This is a genomic window from Mucilaginibacter rubeus (assembly GCF_014643835.1).
In the GTDB taxonomy this organism is placed as follows: Bacteria; Bacteroidota; Bacteroidia; order Sphingobacteriales; family Sphingobacteriaceae; genus Mucilaginibacter; species Mucilaginibacter rubeus.
In genome coordinates, this window is record NZ_BMKD01000008.1 from 294,038 (window position 1) to 313,200 (window position 19,163).

Consider the following 19,163-nt stretch of genomic DNA (forward strand, 5'->3'; position numbering starts at 1 on the left):
GATTTAAAAATGGTATCAAGAAGAGGCTTTTTAAAATCGGGCGGGCTGGCCCTTTTAGGTGTAGGATTACTGGGCGGCATACCCGGTTTTTTAGCTGAGGCAGCCGCAAGCGAAAAAATCTTATCGCCCTATAAAAAGAAAAAAACGCTGGTATGTATCTTTCAGCGCGGAGCTATGGATGGACTGATGGCTGTTACCCCCTTTACGGACGATTATTTGAAAGCTGCCCGGCCAAACCTGTTTATGTCGGCTGCCAAAAGTGGTACAGGTAATCCGCTGATAGACCTGGACGGGCGTTTTGGTTTGCACCCTGCCATGAAGGCCTTTGAACCTATGTTCCGCGAAAAACGTTTGGGCATTGTTCACGGCATCGGTTCGCCTAATAATACCCGCTCGCATTTTGATGCGCAGGATTATATGGAATCGGGCACTCCATTCAATAAAGGTACCTCAAGCGGCTGGCTTAACCGGGCTGTAGGTTTGCTTGGACATGACGCGCTTACTCCGTTTACAGCCGTGAGCATGACATCGGCCATGCCACGTTCTTTTTATGGCGACAATCCCTCGGTAGCCATCAGCAATCTCCAGGATTTTGCGATTCAAATGCGTGGCAACCCTGCCGGAGCCAATATCGCGGCCAAAAGTTTTGAAGATCTGTATGATCAAACCGCATCCGGCTTACTGAAGCAAACCGGAAAGGAAAGTTTTGAGGCTATGAAGATGCTGCAGAAAACTGATATTAAAAATTATACGCCTGCCAATGGCGCTGTTTACCCCAGCTCGGCATTGGGCAATTCGCTGAAACAAATAGCCCAGCTCATTAAAATGGATGTGGGACTGGAAGTTGCCTTTGCCGAATCAAACGGTTGGGATACCCACTTTAACCAGGGAACCGAAAACGGCATCTTCGCCCGGAATGTTGCCGACCTAAGCAACAGCATAATGGCCCTGTGGACCGACCTGGGCACCTACCAGGACGATGTTACCATAATGACCATGACCGAGTTTGGCCGTACCGTGCATCAAAACGGGACTGGTGGTACCGATCATGGTCGCGCTTCATGTAACTTTATTTTAGGTAATGATGTAAGCGGCGGTTTAGTGTATGGCGATGTAAAGCCGCTCGCCGTTGAAAACCTTGAAGATGGCCGCGACCTTGCGGTAACTACCGATTTCAGGAGCGTGTTCAGCTCAGTAGCGGATAAGCATCTTGCGATAAATAATGATCATATACTGTTTCCTGACTGGAAAGGGGATAGGGTGAATGTAATGAGGGGATAAAAGCAGGCTGCCGCGGTTTTAGCAATAGCCTAACCCGTGATTGGATATCCCTGAAGTTTCTAACTTCAGCTCATTCACTGGCCGAAGTTGGGCGATAACGTAAATCGGCCTAAAACCGGGCAGGCACTTTGCCTGCGAAAGCAACAGCTTTTAGCCATAAAAAATGGTGGCGCTGTTTTGTCAGTACTTTTTTCCAAAACCTTCCAGGTTTATTTTTGCTCAAAAAATATCAAAAAATCAGTAGCATAAAAGCCTTCGAAAAAGCACTGTTGAAACATTAATTTTATATTCTCTAAAGTTTTAATCATTGATTGTCAGTTATTTGAAGATGTTTCATTGAAAATGTTAAAGCATTGATTATCAGTAATAATAGTGTTTTAATGCGTTTCGTGTTTCACTCTTAAAATTTGGAACATGATGTTGTTTCAGAAAAAAAGGCCTGGGTGTTTTTCCAATTTTTTATGGGGAATTAAAATTTTGGGACACCACGTTTGTTACAATCAATTCGCATGCAACACATCTACCGCTTTGATACATATCGACTAAAAACTGAATCAATTTTGATAACAGCTGTTTATAGTTTGTATCTAAATTTGTTTAAATCGATATACCTATGAAAAAATTTGTCTGGCTGTTATGCTTCCTGTTACCTTGCCTCGCGGTTTCGGCCCAACAAATTAAGGGGAGCTATGCTATTAAAAATGAGAAAACCGGGATGCTGTTACGGGTTAAAGACGCACATTCAGAAAATGGTACCCCACTGGTGGCTTACTATCCCGAAAACTGGAAATGCATGACCTGGAATTTTAAACATGTTGCAGGGAATACCTATGAGCTTCAGAATTTGCTTACCAATAAAACATTCCAGCCTAAGGGCGATGCTGATGTAAACGTAGCTTTAGAGGAACAACCGCTTAACACGAACAGCGCCATTCAGCAATATGAGTTTGAGGCGATAGGTCATGATACTTTCATGATCAAATTGAAAGGGACAGACTTATACATTACGCCATCTGATAAAAAGGGCGTAGTTAACTCACAGATAGTTTTAGCTAAAAAGACGAACACAAAAGATCAGTATTGGAATATTTACGAACAATCGCCTACCATGTGATGCCCTATCTGAAGATGGTATGCTAACCGGTAATATTACAACCGGGCCTGAAATAGGATTACGCAACGGTATCTGCCACAACAGTGCGTTAATCGGCCGTAAATATAAGATTCAGCCCAACTGCTATCTCGTCGGTAACAACTGTGTTTTTTACGGCCGAAAAGAAATCCCATGCTTCCCGCTTAGGCTGCATATCGATTTTCCACTTGATACGGTCAATTGTGGTATTTGCCTTAGCGCTGATGATATCGTTCTTTTTAATGATAGCTGCCATAAATTCAATGGGGTTGCTGATCCCTTTTATGGTAAGGATGCCGGTCACGTTAAAGTTGGTTGACTGGCCAACGCGTGTAATTTCTTTAACAACCATGGTTGCTTCCGGGTACCGGCCTACTGAAAAAAAGCCCTCTTTTTTCAATTCTTCATCTACCTTTTTATTCCTGGCCGCATCGGCATGATCGGTACTGTGCATGGTATTCATATTCAGGCTAAAGGTGCCGTTTTTTGGTTCACCGCCAGCCGTATACTCCAGGCTGCCCGATTTAAAAAGCAGATAGCCGTAATGGCCGCCCATAGTTTTGCGGGTATCCCATAAAACTTTACTTTTTTTAATATCTAAATGGTAGGTTTGCTGTGCAGAGGCCGGGAGCAGGGCCATGGACAGCAACAGGATAATTGCGTGTTTTCTTAACATACATAAGTGATTTATTTGGCAAACCTACTCAGCTTCAGCGCGTTTGTTATTGCCGATATTGTAAATAAAATTGTAAACTTTGTAAATTAAATTTCCAGGAATATGGCCGGCTCCAAACTACCAATGAATAAGACAACCAAACGCTTGCTGGGGCTTGGTTGCCTGCTGCTCATGACCCTTTTATGTGTTGCTTTCAGCTTTACCGGTAAGGATGACTTTGATATGGCCCGGCAGGAAATTCTGCTCCGGAAAATTGGGCATGAGGTGCTATTATATTCGGGTGATAGTACATCGCGGGTGATGCCGGTACAAAAGATTGCTGAAAATGAGTACCAGTTACGGTTTGAGAATGAATTTTCTTTTCAGCCCGATTCGCTGGAAAAAGCAATCAGCAGCGCGCTGGCAAAGGACAACCTGGCTAACGACTATATTGTGAGCGTTTTGAATTGTACAGGGAAGGATGTGATATTTGGCTATGCTATATTCAAAAATAAAAAAGATAACATAATGCCCTGCTCCGGGCGAAAACAGCCTAAAAGCTGTTACGTGATCAACCTCAAATTCAAAAGCCAGGGATTGAATATGCCCTCAAAAGGCTATCTAATTGGCGGGATACCTTTATTGGCATTTATCGGGCTTGTAATTTCAATGTCGGGTAAAGGCCGGAAAAACACAGTTGAAAATAGCTCCATCCTGGATAATAGTTTTAAAATGGGTAATATTATATTTAACCCGGCCAGGCGGCAACTGCAAAGTGCCGGAATGATTACCGAGCTTACCTTAAAAGAAAATAAACTGCTGCTCATCTTTGCCCGGTCGCCAAATGAGATCATTGAAAGGAGCAGGCTTCAAAAAGAGATTTGGGAGGATGAGGGCGTAATTGTTGGCCGGAGCCTTGACATGTTCATATCAAAACTGCGAAAAAAACTGGAGCATGATCCGGCTATTAAACTGGTGAATATACACGGCAAGGGATATAAGCTGGAAATCAACGGGTAATTACTTTTGTAACTACAAGCTTCACTGTATATATGTACAGATAAGTTGTTACTGTTTAAATGCAATAACGTGGTTTTATAAATGATTTGCAGCGACGATAAACGTCATCAAGCTTTCCGTCAAAAAAAACAGCCGATTTATCGCATCCAGGTAAATTTCGATACGGTTTTGAAAGGCCCTCCCTTTATTCACTACTTTTGGGCGCCGGCCAGCTTTACTTGTGGATATAATAAACATCCAAAGTAAAACCTAAAGGTGTTACATTTGCTAAAAACGCCCTGCATCTTCAGCGCTTTATTAATCACCATAATTGAAAAACAAAATGAGTAAAATTACAGTAAAAGACGGAACCGAAATTTATTACAAGGACTGGGGAACCGGGCAACCATTAGTTTTCCATCACGGCTGGCCTCTATCTGCCGACGACTGGGATGCCCAGATGTTCTTTTTCCTTGAACAAGGTTATAGGGTGATAGCCCATGACCGCCGCGGCCATGGACGTTCAAGCCAAACCGCAACAGGCAATGAAATGGATACTTATGCAGCTGACGTTGCGGAGCTTGTTGAGGCGCTTGACCTGAAGGGTGCAATCCACATCGGTCACTCTACAGGTGGCGGAGAGGTTATTCATTACGCTGCAAAATATGGAAAAGGACGTATCGCCAAAGCTGTGCTGATCAGCGCGGTTCCTCCGGTTATGGTTCAAAGCGAAAGCAATCCTGATGGTGTTCCGATTGCAGTATTTGACGAGATCCGCGAAAATACTGCAACCCAAAGGAACCAATTTTACCAGGACCTGACTATTCCGTTTTACGGCTACAATCGCGAAGGCGCTAAAGTTTCACAGGGTATCAGGGACAACTGGTGGCGCCAGGGTATGATGGGCGGTATAAAAGCACATTACGACTGTGTTAAAGCTTTTTCGGAAACAGATTTCACAGAAGATCTTAAAAGTGTAGATATTCCCGTACTTATTTTACACGGGGAAGATGACCAGATCGTTCCGTTTGCAAACTCGGCACTAAAGTCTATCAAACACCTGAAAAACGGCAAATTGATCTCCTATCCGGGTTTCCCGCATGGTATGCCTACTACCGAGGCTGCAACCATCAACAAAGATCTTTTAGCTTTTATTAAAGAATAATTTTTTCATCAATTACTGTATTGCATAAGGTCGCCTCTTTTGAGACGGCCTTTTTGTTTGTATTGACATACCAATGATCTATCCGAATCTCATTTTATACACATCTGAAAACTTGCTGTTGAAATGTTTATTATTTTTGGATGATGCATCCGGAATTTGAAACATATCTGCGAAGGAGCGACCTATCTGAGGAGGCGGTCCGCAAGATCAGTGATCTGGCAGTGGCAAGAAAATTGCGCCGTAATGAGCTCCTTTTAAGCGCAGGCGAAATTTGCCGGCACAAGGTATTTGTTGTAAGCGGGCTGTTGCACACCTTCAATATTTCTGCCGGGGGCACTCAGCATATTCTGCAATTTGCGCCGGAAAACAGCTGGACGCTTGATGTTGAAAGTTATGACCGGCAGATACCCTCGCAAGTAAGCATAGGAGCAGTAGAACCCAGCACAATACTTTGCTGGCAAAAAAAAGATTTCGATATGTTGCTGGCAGAGGTGCCGCAACTAAAAAAATTTGCCGAAGGCCTTATTGCCCGTAATATCCACTACAGCCGGAAGCGGATCCTGATTTCGTTAAGCGCAACGCCCGAAGAAAAGTATGAAGATTTTATCCAAACCTTTCCGGACTACCTGGCTCGTTTGCCCCTGCGTATGATTGCCGCTTATTTGGGCATCTCCATAAAAACCCTTACCCGTATCCGTCACGCGCAGCTTCAGCGCTAATTGAAATTATGGTCAGCTGACCATCTTTAGCGGGATTTTATTGGAGAATTTTGGATCAAATAAAATCATTGACTTATGCGTGTATTTGTAACCGGAGCCTCAGGATTTGTAGGCTCAGCAATAGTAAAAGAACTTTTAGGGGCAGGCCATGAGGTGCTTGGCCTTGTCCGTTCAGATAAAGGCGCTGAACAATTGGCATCAACCGGTGCCGAAGTATACCGTGGCGATATCAACGACCTGAAATTTATTCAGCAAGGCGCCGCGGCGTGTGATGCTGTAATCCATACGGCCTTTAATCATGATTTTTCACAGTTTAAGGCCAATTGTGAGGCCGACCGGAAGGTAATTGAAGCTCTGGGCGATGCACTGGCCGGAACAAGTAAACCTTTAGTTATTACCTCCGGAGTAGGGCTTTTGAATTATGGCCGGCTGGTTAACGAAGATGACGCGCCGCCTGCAGGATCAGATGTTATTCCGCGCGTAGCTTCAGAGGAGGCCGCCGCGGTCGCGGCGGCAAAAGGTGTAAAAGTTTATACGGTGCGCCTGCCGCCGAGTGTGCATGGCGAGGGCGACCATGGTTTTGTACCGATGATCATTAATATGGCCCGGGAAAAAGGAGAATCGGCCTTTATAGCTGAAGGGAGCAATCGCTGGCCTGCCGTTCACCGTTCAGATGCCGCGGTTCTATATCGCCTGATCATAGAAAAGCAACCTGAGCTTCGTGTGTTTCACGCCGTAGCTGAAGAAGGTATCGCATTTCGTGAAATTGCCGAAGAAATTGGTCTGGGTCTGCATTTGCCTGTACTGAGTAAAACAGGTGATGAAGCGGCGGCACATTTTGGCTGGTTTTTACACTTTGCATCATTGGGCTGCCCTTCATCCAGCGAAAAAACACGCGCAGTTTTAGGTTGGCAGCCCCAAGCTACCGGTTTAATTGCTGATATCGGAGCCGCTGGTTATTTCAAGAATAACATTGATTAAACTTTTAGTTTGCTCAAAGCACAGAAGCCATCGTATACTTTTACGGCGGCTTCTGTGCGTTTATTTATTGGGTAAACAAATACTCTTATTATTCACCCCTAAGTTGATTGCTTAATCCTGAGTTTGAGGAATAGATTGCCTTTAAAAAATAAAAGCCTCCCAACCTTGCGTCGGGAGACTTTCAACCTAAACCTTATCACAATTAAACCGGTAAGTTTACCAGTTCGCACTTGTTATTACAATCCCTGTGCCAAAATTGGAAACTTTTTAAATTTTTTGTTAATGTATCCTTGTTGATACATTAACAATAGGTTAAAAGGGAATTTACTTTACAAAAAGTGTGCAATTAAGTGTCAAAAAGACACCGTGATTTTTATTGGCATACAGAAAAGTGAACACTTTATGCCTCTTTTGCAGCTTTTTTTCTACGCAGATAACTGTCAGTTAAAAATAGCGCCAAAATTACATCAAACACGAAAAAACTTTTCATGAAAGCGCTATTGAAAATGGCGTTGGCTGCAGGCAATTTTAAATCTGCAGGTAGTTTAATGTTTACAACACTGAACGGATTTCCTGAAATTTGGACATTTGAAAGGGTGATTGCCAGCAGGGCCAATATGCTTAGCACAAAAAAGGCCGCAATACCCAGTATAATCTTTTTATTTATAGTTGATTTTAGAGGTGCCAGTGCCTGATCTGCCCTGATAGCCTCCATTACATTATAGGTAAAGGCCATTGATGGTTCATCAAGTTCCAGGCCGGCAAACTCCTGGTTTAGCACAAGCAGCTCTGTGTACTTTTGTTTGTACAACTCGTCTTCCTCAATAAGCCGGGAAATGGCTTCCTGCTCAGCCGGTGTGCAGGTACCATCAATATAGTTCCAAAGTTTTTCTTCGATGGTGTTCATATCAGTTCTTTCACCTCGTGTTTTAAATTGCGCTCCAGCTTCTCTTTCAAACGCTGGCGTGCCCTAAATAGTTTAACCTTAACGGTATTTGTTTCAATACCCATTGTTTGGGCAATTTCTTCTAACGATTGCTCCCCCTTATAAAAAAGGGTAATAATAGTGGCATCATCGGGCAGTAATTGCTCAATTGCCTGGTTCAGGTAATATGACCGCGATTTGTTTTCTGCGTTGTTGGTATCATATGCCGATTCATGGTTCTCAACCTGTACAAACGTACCCTCATCATCAATCGAATGGGTATCCACCCGTTTTTTTCTTAAAAATGTCATGGCTGTAGTATAAACTATACTATACAGCCAGGTACTGAATTTTGACTGCCCCTGGAACGAAGCCAGCGAGCGGTACGCTTTCACAAAACAATCCTGCGCAATCTCTTCAGCATCTTCCCGGCCCTTTGCAAAACGCAGGGCCAGCGTAAAAACAAAACGCTGGTGCCGCTTAACCAAATCAGCGTACGCGAACTGGTTACCAGCCAGGGTTTGCTCAATAAGTTCGATATCTGAAAGCTTGCTCTGCATTATATAACCCCTGTGACCATACTTTTACAGATCAGGTTACACCTTTATGTAAATATAATTTATTTTGATGGGAATAGATTGGTATCAGGGATTGTGTGTGTGGCGCGTTAGGGATTGCAGTGGAAAGCCCGCAGCGCGTATTAGGATTGCGGGCAGGAAAGGTGAGGACTTGCAACGAAAAGCCCGGTCCGTAGGCAACGCCATTGTCTGAATCAGAATTTACAGAATTTGATAATTGATCGAATGCTAAACCAATAAAAAATCCTTAGTTCATTTAGCTCAGGCATGATATTAAAAGAAATCCGAATTCGAAAATCCCAACTCCGAAATCAATCATAGCGTTGCCTGCGGCCGGGCTTTACGCTCATACGCCTGCAGGAATTACGCTCCGGGCCTGTATCCGCTTCAATCCCTAACGCAAATTGGGGTTCAATTAAAGCGGTGCCCTCTAAGGTCAATAATCCAAATACACACCCGATTCGTAACATACGCCCCAACATTCAATCTCATAATTTTGTATTTTTACATTTATAAAAGGGATATTGTACGTTGATGGATGAAAACAGGCTAAATATTTTAAATAGCTCAAACAGGATGCTCAGCAAGCTTCAACTGCTGTCGGTATTTTTTGAAGACGAGCTCATTTACAAGATCTATCTGCGCACACAGGTTATCCACAAGCTTTTTGAAACCAATCCCGAAATCGATATCAACAAGCTGGAACTTTTTCATGTGCAATTTACCACCAGTCTGGTCGACCTGCTCCGCAAGATCAAGAAGAACAACGAGAACAATGTAAGCCTTGTGCTCGACGAGATCCAGCTTACCCGGGAGATGATTGATAAGATGGACGACAATGTGCTCACCGAGCAGGATTTCAAGATTGACAGGCAAAGGCAGGCGCTGAAAGTAAACCTTTCGTTGCGGAAGCTTTACCAGGTACTTTCAGATAACTCAACCGATTATCCTTTCTCCAAAAATATCAATGCCTTCAGCCTGCGCTATGGTTCCGATTTTTTTTATAACATAACTCCAGAGCTGTATAATGAACTTGTGCAACATAACTATAATGATACCTATCATAATAACTACGCTACTATTCAGCGTAAGCTGATGGGGGTATTGTTAAAACGCGAGTTCCGTACAGAGTTTTACTGTGGGTTAAAAGCCGGTAACCTGATACTGGAAGTGTATAAATTTATGGATGAAGACAGGCACTTTTTATTTTCGCCTGCCAATAATTTATTCCTATTTTGCGATGTTACAAAGCTTTCGGGCATCGAGCATAACAACAATCTGTCAAAAAGGGAAAAACTGATGCATGAGCTGCAGGACAAAATTGATAAGCTGCAAAGCGATGTAGTTACCATGAAAGCTTACATGCCGCCCGAAATAAAAAGCCTATTAGCCGAAAACTACAAAAAAATAGCCGACATCAACTTTTTACAAAGCCTGAGCGACGTGGATGTGCAGGCCAATATTTTAAAAGCAATGCTTAATACCGATATTATATAATTTATGGAGTTTTTACATTACCTGCTTGGCCCCGACCTTAAGGCCGGCCTATTGATTGTCCTAAACCTGATTGTTATTGAGAGCCTGCTCTCGGTTGATAATGCTGCCGTACTGGCTACTATGGTACTTGACCTGCCTCCGCATCAGCGTAAAAAAGCACTACGTTATGGTATTATAGGTGCATATGTTTTACGGGGTGTTTGTTTGTTTTTAGCGGCATGGCTGGTATCTGTTTGGTGGCTGAAACCACTTGGAGGCCTTTATTTGATATACCTGAGCTTCAATTATTTTAAAGGCAAACTGAAAAAGGCCGATGGCGATGCTGAAGAGGAAACGGTTGATAAAAACAAAAACTGGCTTTACCGCTCAACCGTTGGTTTGATAGGTAATTTGTGGGCAACCATAGCTTTAGTGGAGCTAATGGACCTTGCCTTCTCTATTGATAACGTTTTTGCGGCTGTTGCTTTTACCGACCATAAGATGTTAATTTATATTGGCGTGTTTATCGGGATCCTGGCTATGCGATTTGTTGCCCAGGCTTTCGTGAAACTGATGGAGAAATTTACCTTCCTGGAAACAGTGGCATTTATAGTGATTGGTGTGCTGGGCATTAAACTGGCCTCATCATTATACGTCCACTTTTACCCTGAAGCCGGATTTTCAAAAATGATGGAAGGAGAAAGCGCCGATATTTTCACTTCGGTGTTTACTGTGGCTTTATTTATTATCCCTGTACTTACGTCATTGCTGTTCAACTTCCCAAAAAGACATACTATTGAACCAGAAGTTGCGGAAGCGGCAGAGGATGTGCTGGATAAACAGTAGTTCAGTTGGCAGTGGCAGTTAGCAGCAGGCAGCAGTAAAAAACGCCTTTGGGAGGGTGTAGGGAGGGGTTTCCTGAACTTTGTATGATTTTGCAAAGCGGATAAACCCCTCCCTGCCACAATACCGCCAGCCGCACCCTCCCCGGGGAGGGAATAAAACATTAATGACTTGATATATAAATTAAATGTTCTTAAATAAAACAATAGCGTCCATTTTCGGCATCGGCTTTTTAAAAGGTGGGGGTACTTACGCCGCTATAGTTACCTGTGGCTTTATCTGGCTGCTGTGGCAAAGTCCGGCTTTGCAAAATCCCTGGTACCTGTTGGCTATTACCATATTTGTCACCGCGCTTGGCGTATTTGTAGGCAATAAGGTTGAACCCGACTGGGGCGAAGACAGCTCGCGTGTGGTAATTGATGAGGTTGCCGGAATGCTGATAGCTATGCTTTTTATCCCTGCCAACTTATATTTCCTTTTAGCCGGATTGGTATTGTTCCGCTTTTTTGATATTGTGAAACCGCTTGGCGTACGCAAAATGGAAGATCTTGGCGGCGGTTTGGGTGTAATGATGGATGATGTGCTGGCTGGCGTTTACTCCAATATCCTGCTTTGGATTGGATATTTTGTGTGGATGAAATTTGGAGCACATTAGTGAAAGGAGCGGATTTGTGGGATTTCATCTTCCTAACCTATAAAATCAAATATGTGGTTACATAGCTAACTTGGTTAAGCCCTCTTGAGGCTTATATCACACAAATAATTTTTTCAAAACAAAAATTAACCCTGAGTTCAGTTAATCAGCAGCTTATACCCTCGTCCGTGTACGTTGATGATCTCCACGTTAGGGTCATCTTTCAGATACTTACGGATCTTGCTCAGAAATACATCCATGCTGCGACCGTTAAAGTAATTGTCATCATGCCAGATGTTCAGCAGGGCTTCTTCGCGGGTAAGCACTTCGTTTTTATGTACACACAACAAGCGCAGTAATTCAGCCTCCTTGGTAGATAGCTTTTGCTGGTTGTCTGCTGTCATGATCATCTGAGTGGTATAATCAAAAGTATATTTCCCAATTTTAAAGGAGGTTTGTTTCTCCTCTTCCTTTTTGCCGATATTATCCGTACGTTTTAGCAGGGCATTTATACGAAGTAATAACTCCTCAATACGGAAAGGCTTGGTGATATAATCATCTCCCCCCAAATTGAAGGCCTGGGTTTTATCTTCAATCATGCCTTTGGCCGTCGCAAAAATAATAGGCACCTGGGCATTGATCTTACGGATATCCTTACCAAGTGTAAAGCCATCCTTTTTAGGCATCATCACATCCAGTATCAGCAAGTCATATGTTTGTTTGGTAAAGGCGCGTAGGCCTTCTTCGCCATCCTTACATAAAACCACGTCAAACTTACCTTTCAATTGCAGGTAGTCTTGCAGTAACAGGCCCAAATTGGCATCATCCTCAACCAGTAGTATTTTCTTCATATGTTTTTTAGTCCGGAAGTCCGAGGTCGGAAAGTCCGGAAGTTCTTTAATCATGTCGGGAGATAGGCTGAGCTTATCTTACGGACTTTCGGGCATCCCGACTTTCCGACTCGTAGATCTACGCCACTGCGAACTTCAGCTCAAACTCCGAGCCCTTCTCTTTTTCTGATTTCACGCTTATGGTGCCATTCAGGCGTTTTACTATGGTATTAACATAGCTTAAGCCCAGCCCAAAACCTTTAACGTTGTGCACGTTGCCGGTAGGGATGCGATAAAACTGTTCAAATATTTTTGATTGCTGGTCGCGGCTCATGCCTATACCTTTATCAGCTACTTTAATAACAATTTGGCCGTTTTTAACAAAAGTACTTATAGTTATATCAGGCGCTTCGTTGCTGTATTTAATGGCGTTATCAACCAGGTTATATAATACGTTCGAAAAATGCAGCTCATCGGCAATGATATAGGCTTTTTCGGCATCAAGGTGCAGTGTGGTTTTAGCATTGCATTTTTGCAATTTGAGCGCCATGCTATCAAGCACTATGCTCACCATCTCGTTCACATCAACCGGCTTTTTCTCCAGTTTAAAGTCATTGCGTTCAATACGGGCAATGTTTAATACGCGCTCGATATGGCTGCCTAAACGGGCATTTTCTTCAAAAATGATGTTCGCTAAACGGGCTACCCGGCTTTTATCTTCGGCAATTTCATTATCCCTTAAAGCTTCACTGGCAATCATGATGGTTGACACCGGGGTTTTAAACTCGTGGGTCATGTTGTTAATGAAATCGATCTTCATTTCCGAGATCTTTTTCTGCCTCAATATCGAAAAGATAGTGTAGCCGAAACAAAGGATCAGCACCATGGTAAGGCCGCCGGTTGTAGCCATAGTAGCCGTCATATTGCTTAAGATCAGCGAGTTTTTTTGCGGAAACGAAAGCCTGATCTTTCCGGGGTCGTTGATCACCTCTTTGGTGAAAATAGGGGTTTGATAAGTATTTGCCGCTACAAACACAGGCAACTTTTCGCCCTGGCTGTCGCTGGCATTTGAAAATATGAGCGAGTCGCTGTTGGCAGTTGTTACTTCATAGCTGAAAGGCAGAAAAATGCCTTTGTTATGAAGCTCAAAACGCAGTAACGAATCTATCCAGAAAGGGTTGATCCGTTTATTCAACGGTTCGCCCGATTTACGGTATTCTTCGGCCAGGTTCTCAATAACGGTGGGCTTATTGCTCAAACTGTTAGCCTTTTCAAGCGAATCGGTCTCCAGCATTTTTTTTATTTGTTGAACCTGCCGTTCCTTTTGCTTACGGGTTTGTTCCTGTACCCACAACGGATTGATGCGCGGTACCGAGATCATTTGTTTGCCAAACTGAGGGTCGACGTAGACGTACCTCAGGGTATCATACTTATGAAGCTTTTTAGGATGACCTACCCTGCGGGTAATACGGGTATGCACTATTTCGGGTGTAAGTTGCTCATGTACTACACCAAACTCGTCTGTATATTCTTCAACACGTACTTTAAAATCAACCGTACCTTCTGTTTGTAGTAAGCCGTTAAGCTCATCATCCATTTTTTTACGCTGGATCATGCGCTGCAAACTATCGCGCAGTAAAGCAATCCGTTTTTCGCGGGCAGATGAGTGTTTTTTTGTTTTTGGTATTCCCGCTACTTTTATTGTGCCGATGTCCTGTTCTTCATTATCGGTGCTAATGGTAGCTTGCTGGGTTTTGGTTTTCAAAAAGTTATTCGCATCCTGGCGGGTAACCTTATCTACCACATTGTTCATAGCCTCCCTCACCTGGCGATCGAACGAATCGGACTGCATCTGGTAAGATTGCCTCAGAAAATAAAATTGCATAGCCATAACGCCCAGCAACGCAAAGCTCATTAAGCCAATAATTAAACCTATGCTCCTTTTCTTCATTTATTAACAAACAAAATTATCCTAAATCCGCACACAAAAATTGCATTTAACAAAATTTAACAAATGTGCATTCAATTTAAAACTCTGCTGCTTAATATTTTATTGTATCAATTAGTGAGATGTCTGTTTAAGGCTGCGGGTTATAACGGGAAACCTATAAACAACAAAAGACCCTGTTAAAGGGCCTTTTGAAATATTTTACTCAAGCTTTTCTCTATTTTATTAGAATGGCAGATCGTCATCATCGGCCGATGAGCTGATATCAGCTGAAGGTGCTGCGTATTGCGGAGCAGCCGTTGCATTGTTAGCAGCTGCAAGCGGAGTAATTCTCCATAACTGCAATGAGTTAAAATAGGTTTTTTTACCCATTTTATCTGTCCACGGGCGACCTTTAAGATTAAAAGAAACCTCTACATCATCCCCAACCTTCACGTTATCCAGTAAATTGCAACGATCCTGTATAGCTTCAAACTTTAAATATTCAGGGTATTGAGGGTTCTCAATATATTCAAGTATAAGTTCGCGTTTTTTAAGTGAATCGGTTACTTGCTGAGTGGCCGACACTTCATGTACCTTACCTTTAACTTCCATAATTAGTCTTCAAATAATTTAAAATGTAAAGTTAATAGTAAGAAATTAAAATAGGGGCTTTTTAATTCTTAATTTTACCGAATTAATATGCAAGTTTTCCACACCGAAAGTAAAATCATAATTACATGTAACAAAAGGCTTTCAACCTACCTGCAACGGGAAGTTGAAGCTTTAGGCTATGAGCCGGTCCGCGTTTTCCCTACCGGGGTCGAACTAAAAGGTACCGTTACAGATACTATTCCGCTTAATTTGAACCTGCGCTGCGCAAGTCAGGTACTGTATTCGTTAAAAACTTTTACCGCCCGCGACCCGAAAGAGCTTTACGAAGAGCTGGTAACCATCGAGTGGGAAAAGCTGATTGATTTTACCGGTTACTTTTCGGTATCATCAAACGTAAATAACGAACACATCCTTACACCGCTGTTTGCCAACGTAAAGGTAAAGGATGCTATTGCCGACAGGATCAAATCCATTAAAGGTATCAGGCCCGACTCTGGCCCGGAGGTTAATAAAACGCTGGTACATCTTTACTGGCAGGATGACCGCGCCGAAATTTTCCTGGATACATCGGGCGAAACACTGGCCAAGCACAGTTACCGTAAAATACCGGGTAAAGCACCAATGCTCGAAGCTTTGGCAGCATCAACCATTATGGCTACCAAATGGGATATGAAAAGCACATTCATTAACCCTATGTGCGGCTCGGGTACCCTGGCTATTGAAGCAGCATTGCTGGCTACAGATAAGTCGCCGGGTTTGTTCAGGATGAATTATGCTTTTATGCATATTTTAGGATATGACGAAACGGTATTTTTTGCAGAGCGGCGAGCATTGAAAGATAAATCCAAAAAAGAAACCGGCTTTAAAATCATCGCTACGGATATTTCTGAAGACGCGGTTGACATCGCCCGCAAAAATGCCAGGACAGCCGGCGTAGAACATTTGATCGATTTTGCCGTTTGTGATTTTGAAGATACCGAGGTTCCGGCAGAAACTGGTGTTGTAATGTTTAATCCCGAATACGGTGAGCGTTTGGGCGTACACACTAAGCTGGAGATCACCTATAAACGTATGGGCGATTTTATGAAAAAGAAATGCCTTGGGTATAATGGTTACGTTTTTACGGGCAATCCCGACCTGGCCAAAAAGATAGGCCTGAAGGCAGCCCGAAAAATTGAATTTTATAATGGTAAGCTTGATTGCCGCTTGTTTGAGTATGAATTATACCAGGGCAGCAAACGCGAACCGAAAGAAGAAAATTAAATGAAAAAGATCCTGTTATTTATAACACTTATTTTATCATCAGTACTGGTTAAGGCACAAGCGCAATTAGCATTTCCGTTTCAGGGCGGTAGTCCTATTATGAACCGCTTTTTTAAAGACAGTCTTGTTGTATCACCCGAAATCATTAAAAAGAAAGCAAGCGGAACAGCGGTGTTTAAATTTACCGCTGATGAAAAAGGTTTGATCAAAAAAATAATTGTTTACTATGCGGATGATGCCGTACTGGTAGTACCCATCATTGAGGCGCTAAAAAAATCAAATCATAAATGGATCATCCCCGATCATGAAAAACTGCATGATTTTATTTTGCCGTTTTCCATTAACTTTAATGCGCCGGCAAATACAAGCAATGCTACTATAAAGGCGGCATTTGATTATTACAGCAAACGCAAGCCAATCATATCTTATAACCAGGTACCGCTTGAAACGGCTACTTTATTGCCCACGGTAATTGTTAGTTACAATTTAAGCGAGTAGTTTTTTTAATAAAAAGGAATTTGAAAGCGACAGACTTTGCGGCCTGTCGCTTTTTTTTGTCTTTATTATTAATTAGTATGGTTGTTAAAACCTATGTATTTATACGGGCTTTTATAAAGGGTTATTAATTTTTAATTAAAAAAGTATAAAATATCAGCTTTTCAATTGGTTAGCCATTAAAAAAATTAAAAATTTTGAAATCCATAACCCCATTATTTTCGTTATTTATAAACGAATTAATATGTAAATGGATGAAAGATATGCTAAATTTAAAGATCAAGGCCATAGCTGCTAACATAAGGCATACCAGGGAGGGACTAAATTACACCCAGGAATACCTTGCAGCCAAGCTGGGTATATCGCAAAACGCGTATAGCAAAATAGAGTTAGGCTATACAAAAATAACCGTGGAAAGGCTTTTTCAGATCGCTGCTATTTTGGAGATTGAAGTTGTCGAACTCATCGATACAGAAAAAATAGCCGCTGCTTAACGTTTTATACACAACCCCATTGTTCTGTCTTTTGCTTAGTATCTTTGCAAAAGATGGAACACAATAAACTCATTGAAGCCACTGCAAATTTTGTGCGCAACACCCTCAGGGATGCCGAAGGTGGTCACGACTGGTGGCATATTCACCGCGTTTGGACAAACGCGAAACTCATCAACCAAACAGAAAAAACCGATCAGCTGATAGTTGAACTTGCTGCCCTGCTGCATGATATTGCCGATAGTAAGTTTCATAACGGCGATGAAGAGATTGGCCCGCGTACTGCTGGCAATTACCTGCAAAGCATGAATGTTGATACGGGTGTTACTGAGCACGTGCAGCAGATCATCAGGCATATGTCGTTCAAGGCCAGCTTTGATAAACCCTCCTTTCATTCGCCCGAACTGGCTGTAGTACAGGATGCCGACAGGCTGGATGCTATTGGCGCCATCGGCATTGCGCGCGCTTTTACCTATGGAGGCTTTAAAGGCCGCGAATTGTACAATCCCGAAATCCCGCCAAACCTTAACATGACCAGGGAAGAATATAAAAACACTACCGCACCAACTATTAATCACTTTTACGAAAAGCTATTATTACTTAAGGATAAAATGAATACGCCTGCCGGCAAAGCGCTCGCCGCGCAAAGGCACGCTTTTATGGAAGATTATTTAAAACAGTTTTTTGATGAATGTGGTTCAAGTTAACGCGAAAGCTTACTTTTGCGCCAAAATTGACAGCCCATGAAAAAACTTATACTTACTATAATACCCGTATTAATTACCGCCGCCGCTTTGGCGCAGGATACAGTTAAACGTCAGCGGTTCAACTTCCATTTCCAGCAAACGGTAATTACTCAATACAAACCATCGTTTCATGCCGATTATAATGGCGATAACAGTTTACTTACCAAAGAAGAAACACAAAGCTCAATTACCACTACGCTTTTTGGCGGTGCAAGGCTCTGGAAAGGCGCCGAAGCCTATTTTAACCCCGAGCTTTCGGGTGGATCGGGCCTGAGCAAAACGCTGGGTGCGGCAGGTTTCCCTAATGGCGAAACTTTTCGTGTAGGCGGCGCAGAGCCGAAGATCTACATCGCCCGTTTATATTTTACCCAAAACTTTGAATGGGGCAAGGATAAAGACACCATTAGCGATGATGCCAACCAGTTAGCCGGTTTAAAAAGCAAGCGTTACTTTTCGGTTACCGTAGGTAAATTTGGTATGGCCGATTTTTATGACGGCAATGAATTTAGCCATGATCCGCGTACGCAGTTCATGAACTGGAGCTTAATGGATAACGGTGCATGGGATTATCCCGCCAATACCCGCGGGTATGTTATGGGGATCCATACCGAATTAGGGCAACCTAACTGGACTTTGCGTTTCGCCTTTACTATGTCAACCACTACCGCCAACGGCGCCATTTGGGATCAAAAAATTGGTAAAGCAAACACCCAGACCTTAGAATACGAAAAACGCTATACACTTAACGGCCAAAAAGGTACCTTCAGGATCTTAGGTTTCCGTAATAATGGCAAAATGGGAGATTATCGCCTGGCAATCGCGCAAAGCCCTGTTGCCCCCAATGTTGATACCACACAAGCTTATGGCAGGCACAAATATGGTTTCGGCATCAGCGCCGACCAATATCTGACCAAAGATTTTGGGGTATTTGCCAAAGTGAGTTATAATGATGGTAAAACCCAAACATGGTATTTTACAGAGATTGACCGTTCATTGAGTTTTGGCGGTGTACTTAAAGGAAGTTCATGGAACCGCGGCGATGACGAACTGGGCCTGGCTTTTGTAGCCAACGGCATCTCAAATGCCCATCGTGATTATCTTGCAACCGGCGGCTACGGTTTCATCATAGGCGATGGCAAGCTTAATTACGGCACCGAATTTATTGCCGAACTTGATTATAAAATAAACGCATATCAAAAAAAGTTCTGGCTTACACCCGGTTACCAGTTTTTGCTAAACCCCGCCTACAATAAGGACAGGGGACCGGTAAATGTCTTTTCGCTAAGGGCGCATGTGGAGTTTTAAACATAAAAAGGCCTCGTCACTTATATTATGATGAGGCCTTTTTGTCTATATACACAAGCTAAAAGCAGCATGAGCAAAACTTATAGCTAATAGCTTGATTAAT

20 protein-coding genes are annotated in these 19,163 nt (G+C 42.8%); 14 read left to right on the plus strand and 6 right to left on the minus strand.

The annotated features are described in order from the left end of the window. Window positions 1–9 precede the first annotated feature (9 nt). The gene (locus tag IEX80_RS23630; RefSeq protein WP_188834349.1) at window positions 10–1,281 is read left to right on the plus strand and encodes a DUF1501 domain-containing protein; all 1,272 of its coding nucleotides are present in this window, start codon (window positions 10–12) and stop codon (window positions 1,279–1,281) included. 613 nt (window positions 1,282–1,894) lie between these two features. Next, complete coding sequence (locus tag IEX80_RS23635) at window positions 1,895–2,395, plus strand: RICIN domain-containing protein (protein ID WP_188834350.1); 501 nt, start codon at window positions 1,895–1,897, stop codon at window positions 2,393–2,395. Between the two features lie 88 nt (window positions 2,396–2,483). Here the strand turns inward: IEX80_RS23635 and IEX80_RS23640 are convergent, their stop codons facing one another. Next, the gene (locus tag IEX80_RS23640) at window positions 2,484–3,089 is read right to left on the minus strand and encodes a YceI family protein (protein WP_188834351.1); all 606 of its coding nucleotides are present in this window, start codon (window positions 3,087–3,089) and stop codon (window positions 2,484–2,486) included. 123 nt (window positions 3,090–3,212) lie between these two features. Between IEX80_RS23640 and IEX80_RS23645 the strand changes: the two genes are divergently transcribed. The 4 genes from IEX80_RS23645 (at window position 3,213) to IEX80_RS23660 (ending at window position 6,932) form a co-directional block, all read left to right on the plus strand. Continuing rightward, the gene (locus IEX80_RS23645; protein ID WP_229701740.1) at window positions 3,213–4,088 is read left to right on the plus strand and encodes a winged helix-turn-helix domain-containing protein; all 876 of its coding nucleotides are present in this window, start codon (window positions 3,213–3,215) and stop codon (window positions 4,086–4,088) included. Window positions 4,089–4,410: 322 nt separating this feature from the next. Continuing rightward, window positions 4,411–5,232, plus strand: a complete 822-nt coding sequence (locus IEX80_RS23650) for an alpha/beta fold hydrolase (protein WP_090531330.1) — start codon at window positions 4,411–4,413, stop codon at window positions 5,230–5,232. A gap of 140 nt (window positions 5,233–5,372) precedes the next feature. Beyond that, window positions 5,373–5,951, plus strand: coding sequence for a Crp/Fnr family transcriptional regulator (locus IEX80_RS23655; RefSeq protein WP_229701741.1), 579 nt, complete (start codon window positions 5,373–5,375; stop codon window positions 5,949–5,951). Window positions 5,952–6,026: 75 nt separating this feature from the next. Continuing rightward, complete coding sequence (locus tag IEX80_RS23660) at window positions 6,027–6,932, plus strand: SDR family oxidoreductase (protein ID WP_188834353.1); 906 nt, start codon at window positions 6,027–6,029, stop codon at window positions 6,930–6,932. A 400-nt stretch (window positions 6,933–7,332) separates the two neighbouring features. Here the strand turns inward: IEX80_RS23660 and IEX80_RS23665 are convergent, their stop codons facing one another. Both IEX80_RS23665 and IEX80_RS23670 read right to left on the minus strand, forming a co-directional pair. Then, a complete protein-coding gene (locus IEX80_RS23665; RefSeq protein ID WP_188834354.1) occupies window positions 7,333–7,839 on the minus strand; it encodes an anti-sigma factor in 507 nt (168 codons plus the stop codon). Then, window positions 7,836–8,417, minus strand: a complete 582-nt coding sequence (locus IEX80_RS23670; RefSeq protein ID WP_188834355.1) for an RNA polymerase sigma factor — start codon at window positions 8,415–8,417, stop codon at window positions 7,836–7,838. The genes IEX80_RS23665 and IEX80_RS23670 overlap by 4 nt, the downstream gene beginning before the upstream one ends. A 552-nt stretch (window positions 8,418–8,969) precedes the next feature. Between IEX80_RS23670 and IEX80_RS23675 the strand changes: the two genes are divergently transcribed. The 3 genes from IEX80_RS23675 to IEX80_RS23685 all read left to right on the plus strand — a co-directional run bounded on the left by IEX80_RS23675 (window position 8,970) and on the right by IEX80_RS23685 (window position 11,409). Beyond that, a complete protein-coding gene (locus tag IEX80_RS23675; RefSeq protein ID WP_090530557.1) occupies window positions 8,970–9,932 on the plus strand; it encodes a hypothetical protein in 963 nt (320 codons plus the stop codon). A 3-nt stretch (window positions 9,933–9,935) separates the two neighbouring features. Further along, window positions 9,936–10,757, plus strand: a complete 822-nt coding sequence (locus tag IEX80_RS23680; protein ID WP_176625360.1) for a TerC family protein — start codon at window positions 9,936–9,938, stop codon at window positions 10,755–10,757. A 184-nt stretch (window positions 10,758–10,941) separates the two neighbouring features. Further along, window positions 10,942–11,409, plus strand: coding sequence for a phosphatidylglycerophosphatase A family protein (locus tag IEX80_RS23685; protein WP_176625358.1), 468 nt, complete (start codon window positions 10,942–10,944; stop codon window positions 11,407–11,409). A gap of 137 nt (window positions 11,410–11,546) precedes the next feature. On the opposite strand, the gene IEX80_RS23690 is transcribed toward IEX80_RS23685, so the two are convergent. From IEX80_RS23690 to IEX80_RS23700, 3 genes are all read right to left on the minus strand, one after another. Further along, window positions 11,547–12,239: a response regulator transcription factor gene (locus tag IEX80_RS23690; protein WP_090531325.1), complete on the minus strand. Its 693-nt coding sequence runs from the start codon at window positions 12,237–12,239 to the stop codon at window positions 11,547–11,549. A 118-nt stretch (window positions 12,240–12,357) separates the two neighbouring features. After that, a complete protein-coding gene (locus IEX80_RS23695; RefSeq protein WP_188834356.1) occupies window positions 12,358–14,169 on the minus strand; it encodes a sensor histidine kinase in 1,812 nt (603 codons plus the stop codon). Window positions 14,170–14,391: 222 nt separating this feature from the next. Beyond that, window positions 14,392–14,760: a DUF3127 domain-containing protein gene (locus tag IEX80_RS23700; protein WP_112651106.1), complete on the minus strand. Its 369-nt coding sequence runs from the start codon at window positions 14,758–14,760 to the stop codon at window positions 14,392–14,394. A gap of 87 nt (window positions 14,761–14,847) precedes the next feature. Here IEX80_RS23700 and IEX80_RS23705 point away from each other — a divergent pair, with 87 nt between their 5' ends. The 5 genes from IEX80_RS23705 to IEX80_RS23725 all read left to right on the plus strand — a co-directional run bounded on the left by IEX80_RS23705 (window position 14,848) and on the right by IEX80_RS23725 (window position 19,060). Continuing rightward, window positions 14,848–16,023: a THUMP domain-containing class I SAM-dependent RNA methyltransferase gene (locus tag IEX80_RS23705; protein ID WP_188834357.1), complete on the plus strand. Its 1,176-nt coding sequence runs from the start codon at window positions 14,848–14,850 to the stop codon at window positions 16,021–16,023. Next, a complete protein-coding gene (locus IEX80_RS23710) occupies window positions 16,024–16,521 on the plus strand; it encodes a hypothetical protein (protein ID WP_188834358.1) in 498 nt (165 codons plus the stop codon). Window positions 16,522–16,772: 251 nt separating this feature from the next. Next, window positions 16,773–17,012 (plus strand): helix-turn-helix domain-containing protein, encoded by a 240-nt coding sequence (locus IEX80_RS23715; protein ID WP_090530535.1) that lies wholly within the window; start codon window positions 16,773–16,775, stop codon window positions 17,010–17,012. A gap of 53 nt (window positions 17,013–17,065) precedes the next feature. Further along, window positions 17,066–17,716 carry an HD domain-containing protein gene (locus IEX80_RS23720; protein ID WP_188834359.1) on the plus strand — a complete coding sequence of 217 codons (651 nt, stop codon included), beginning with the start codon at window positions 17,066–17,068 and terminating at the stop codon, window positions 17,714–17,716. Between the two features lie 36 nt (window positions 17,717–17,752). Further along, entirely contained in the window at window positions 17,753–19,060 is a 1,308-nt protein-coding gene (locus IEX80_RS23725) for a carbohydrate porin (protein WP_188834360.1), read from the plus strand. Window positions 19,061–19,163: the final 103 nt, after the last annotated feature.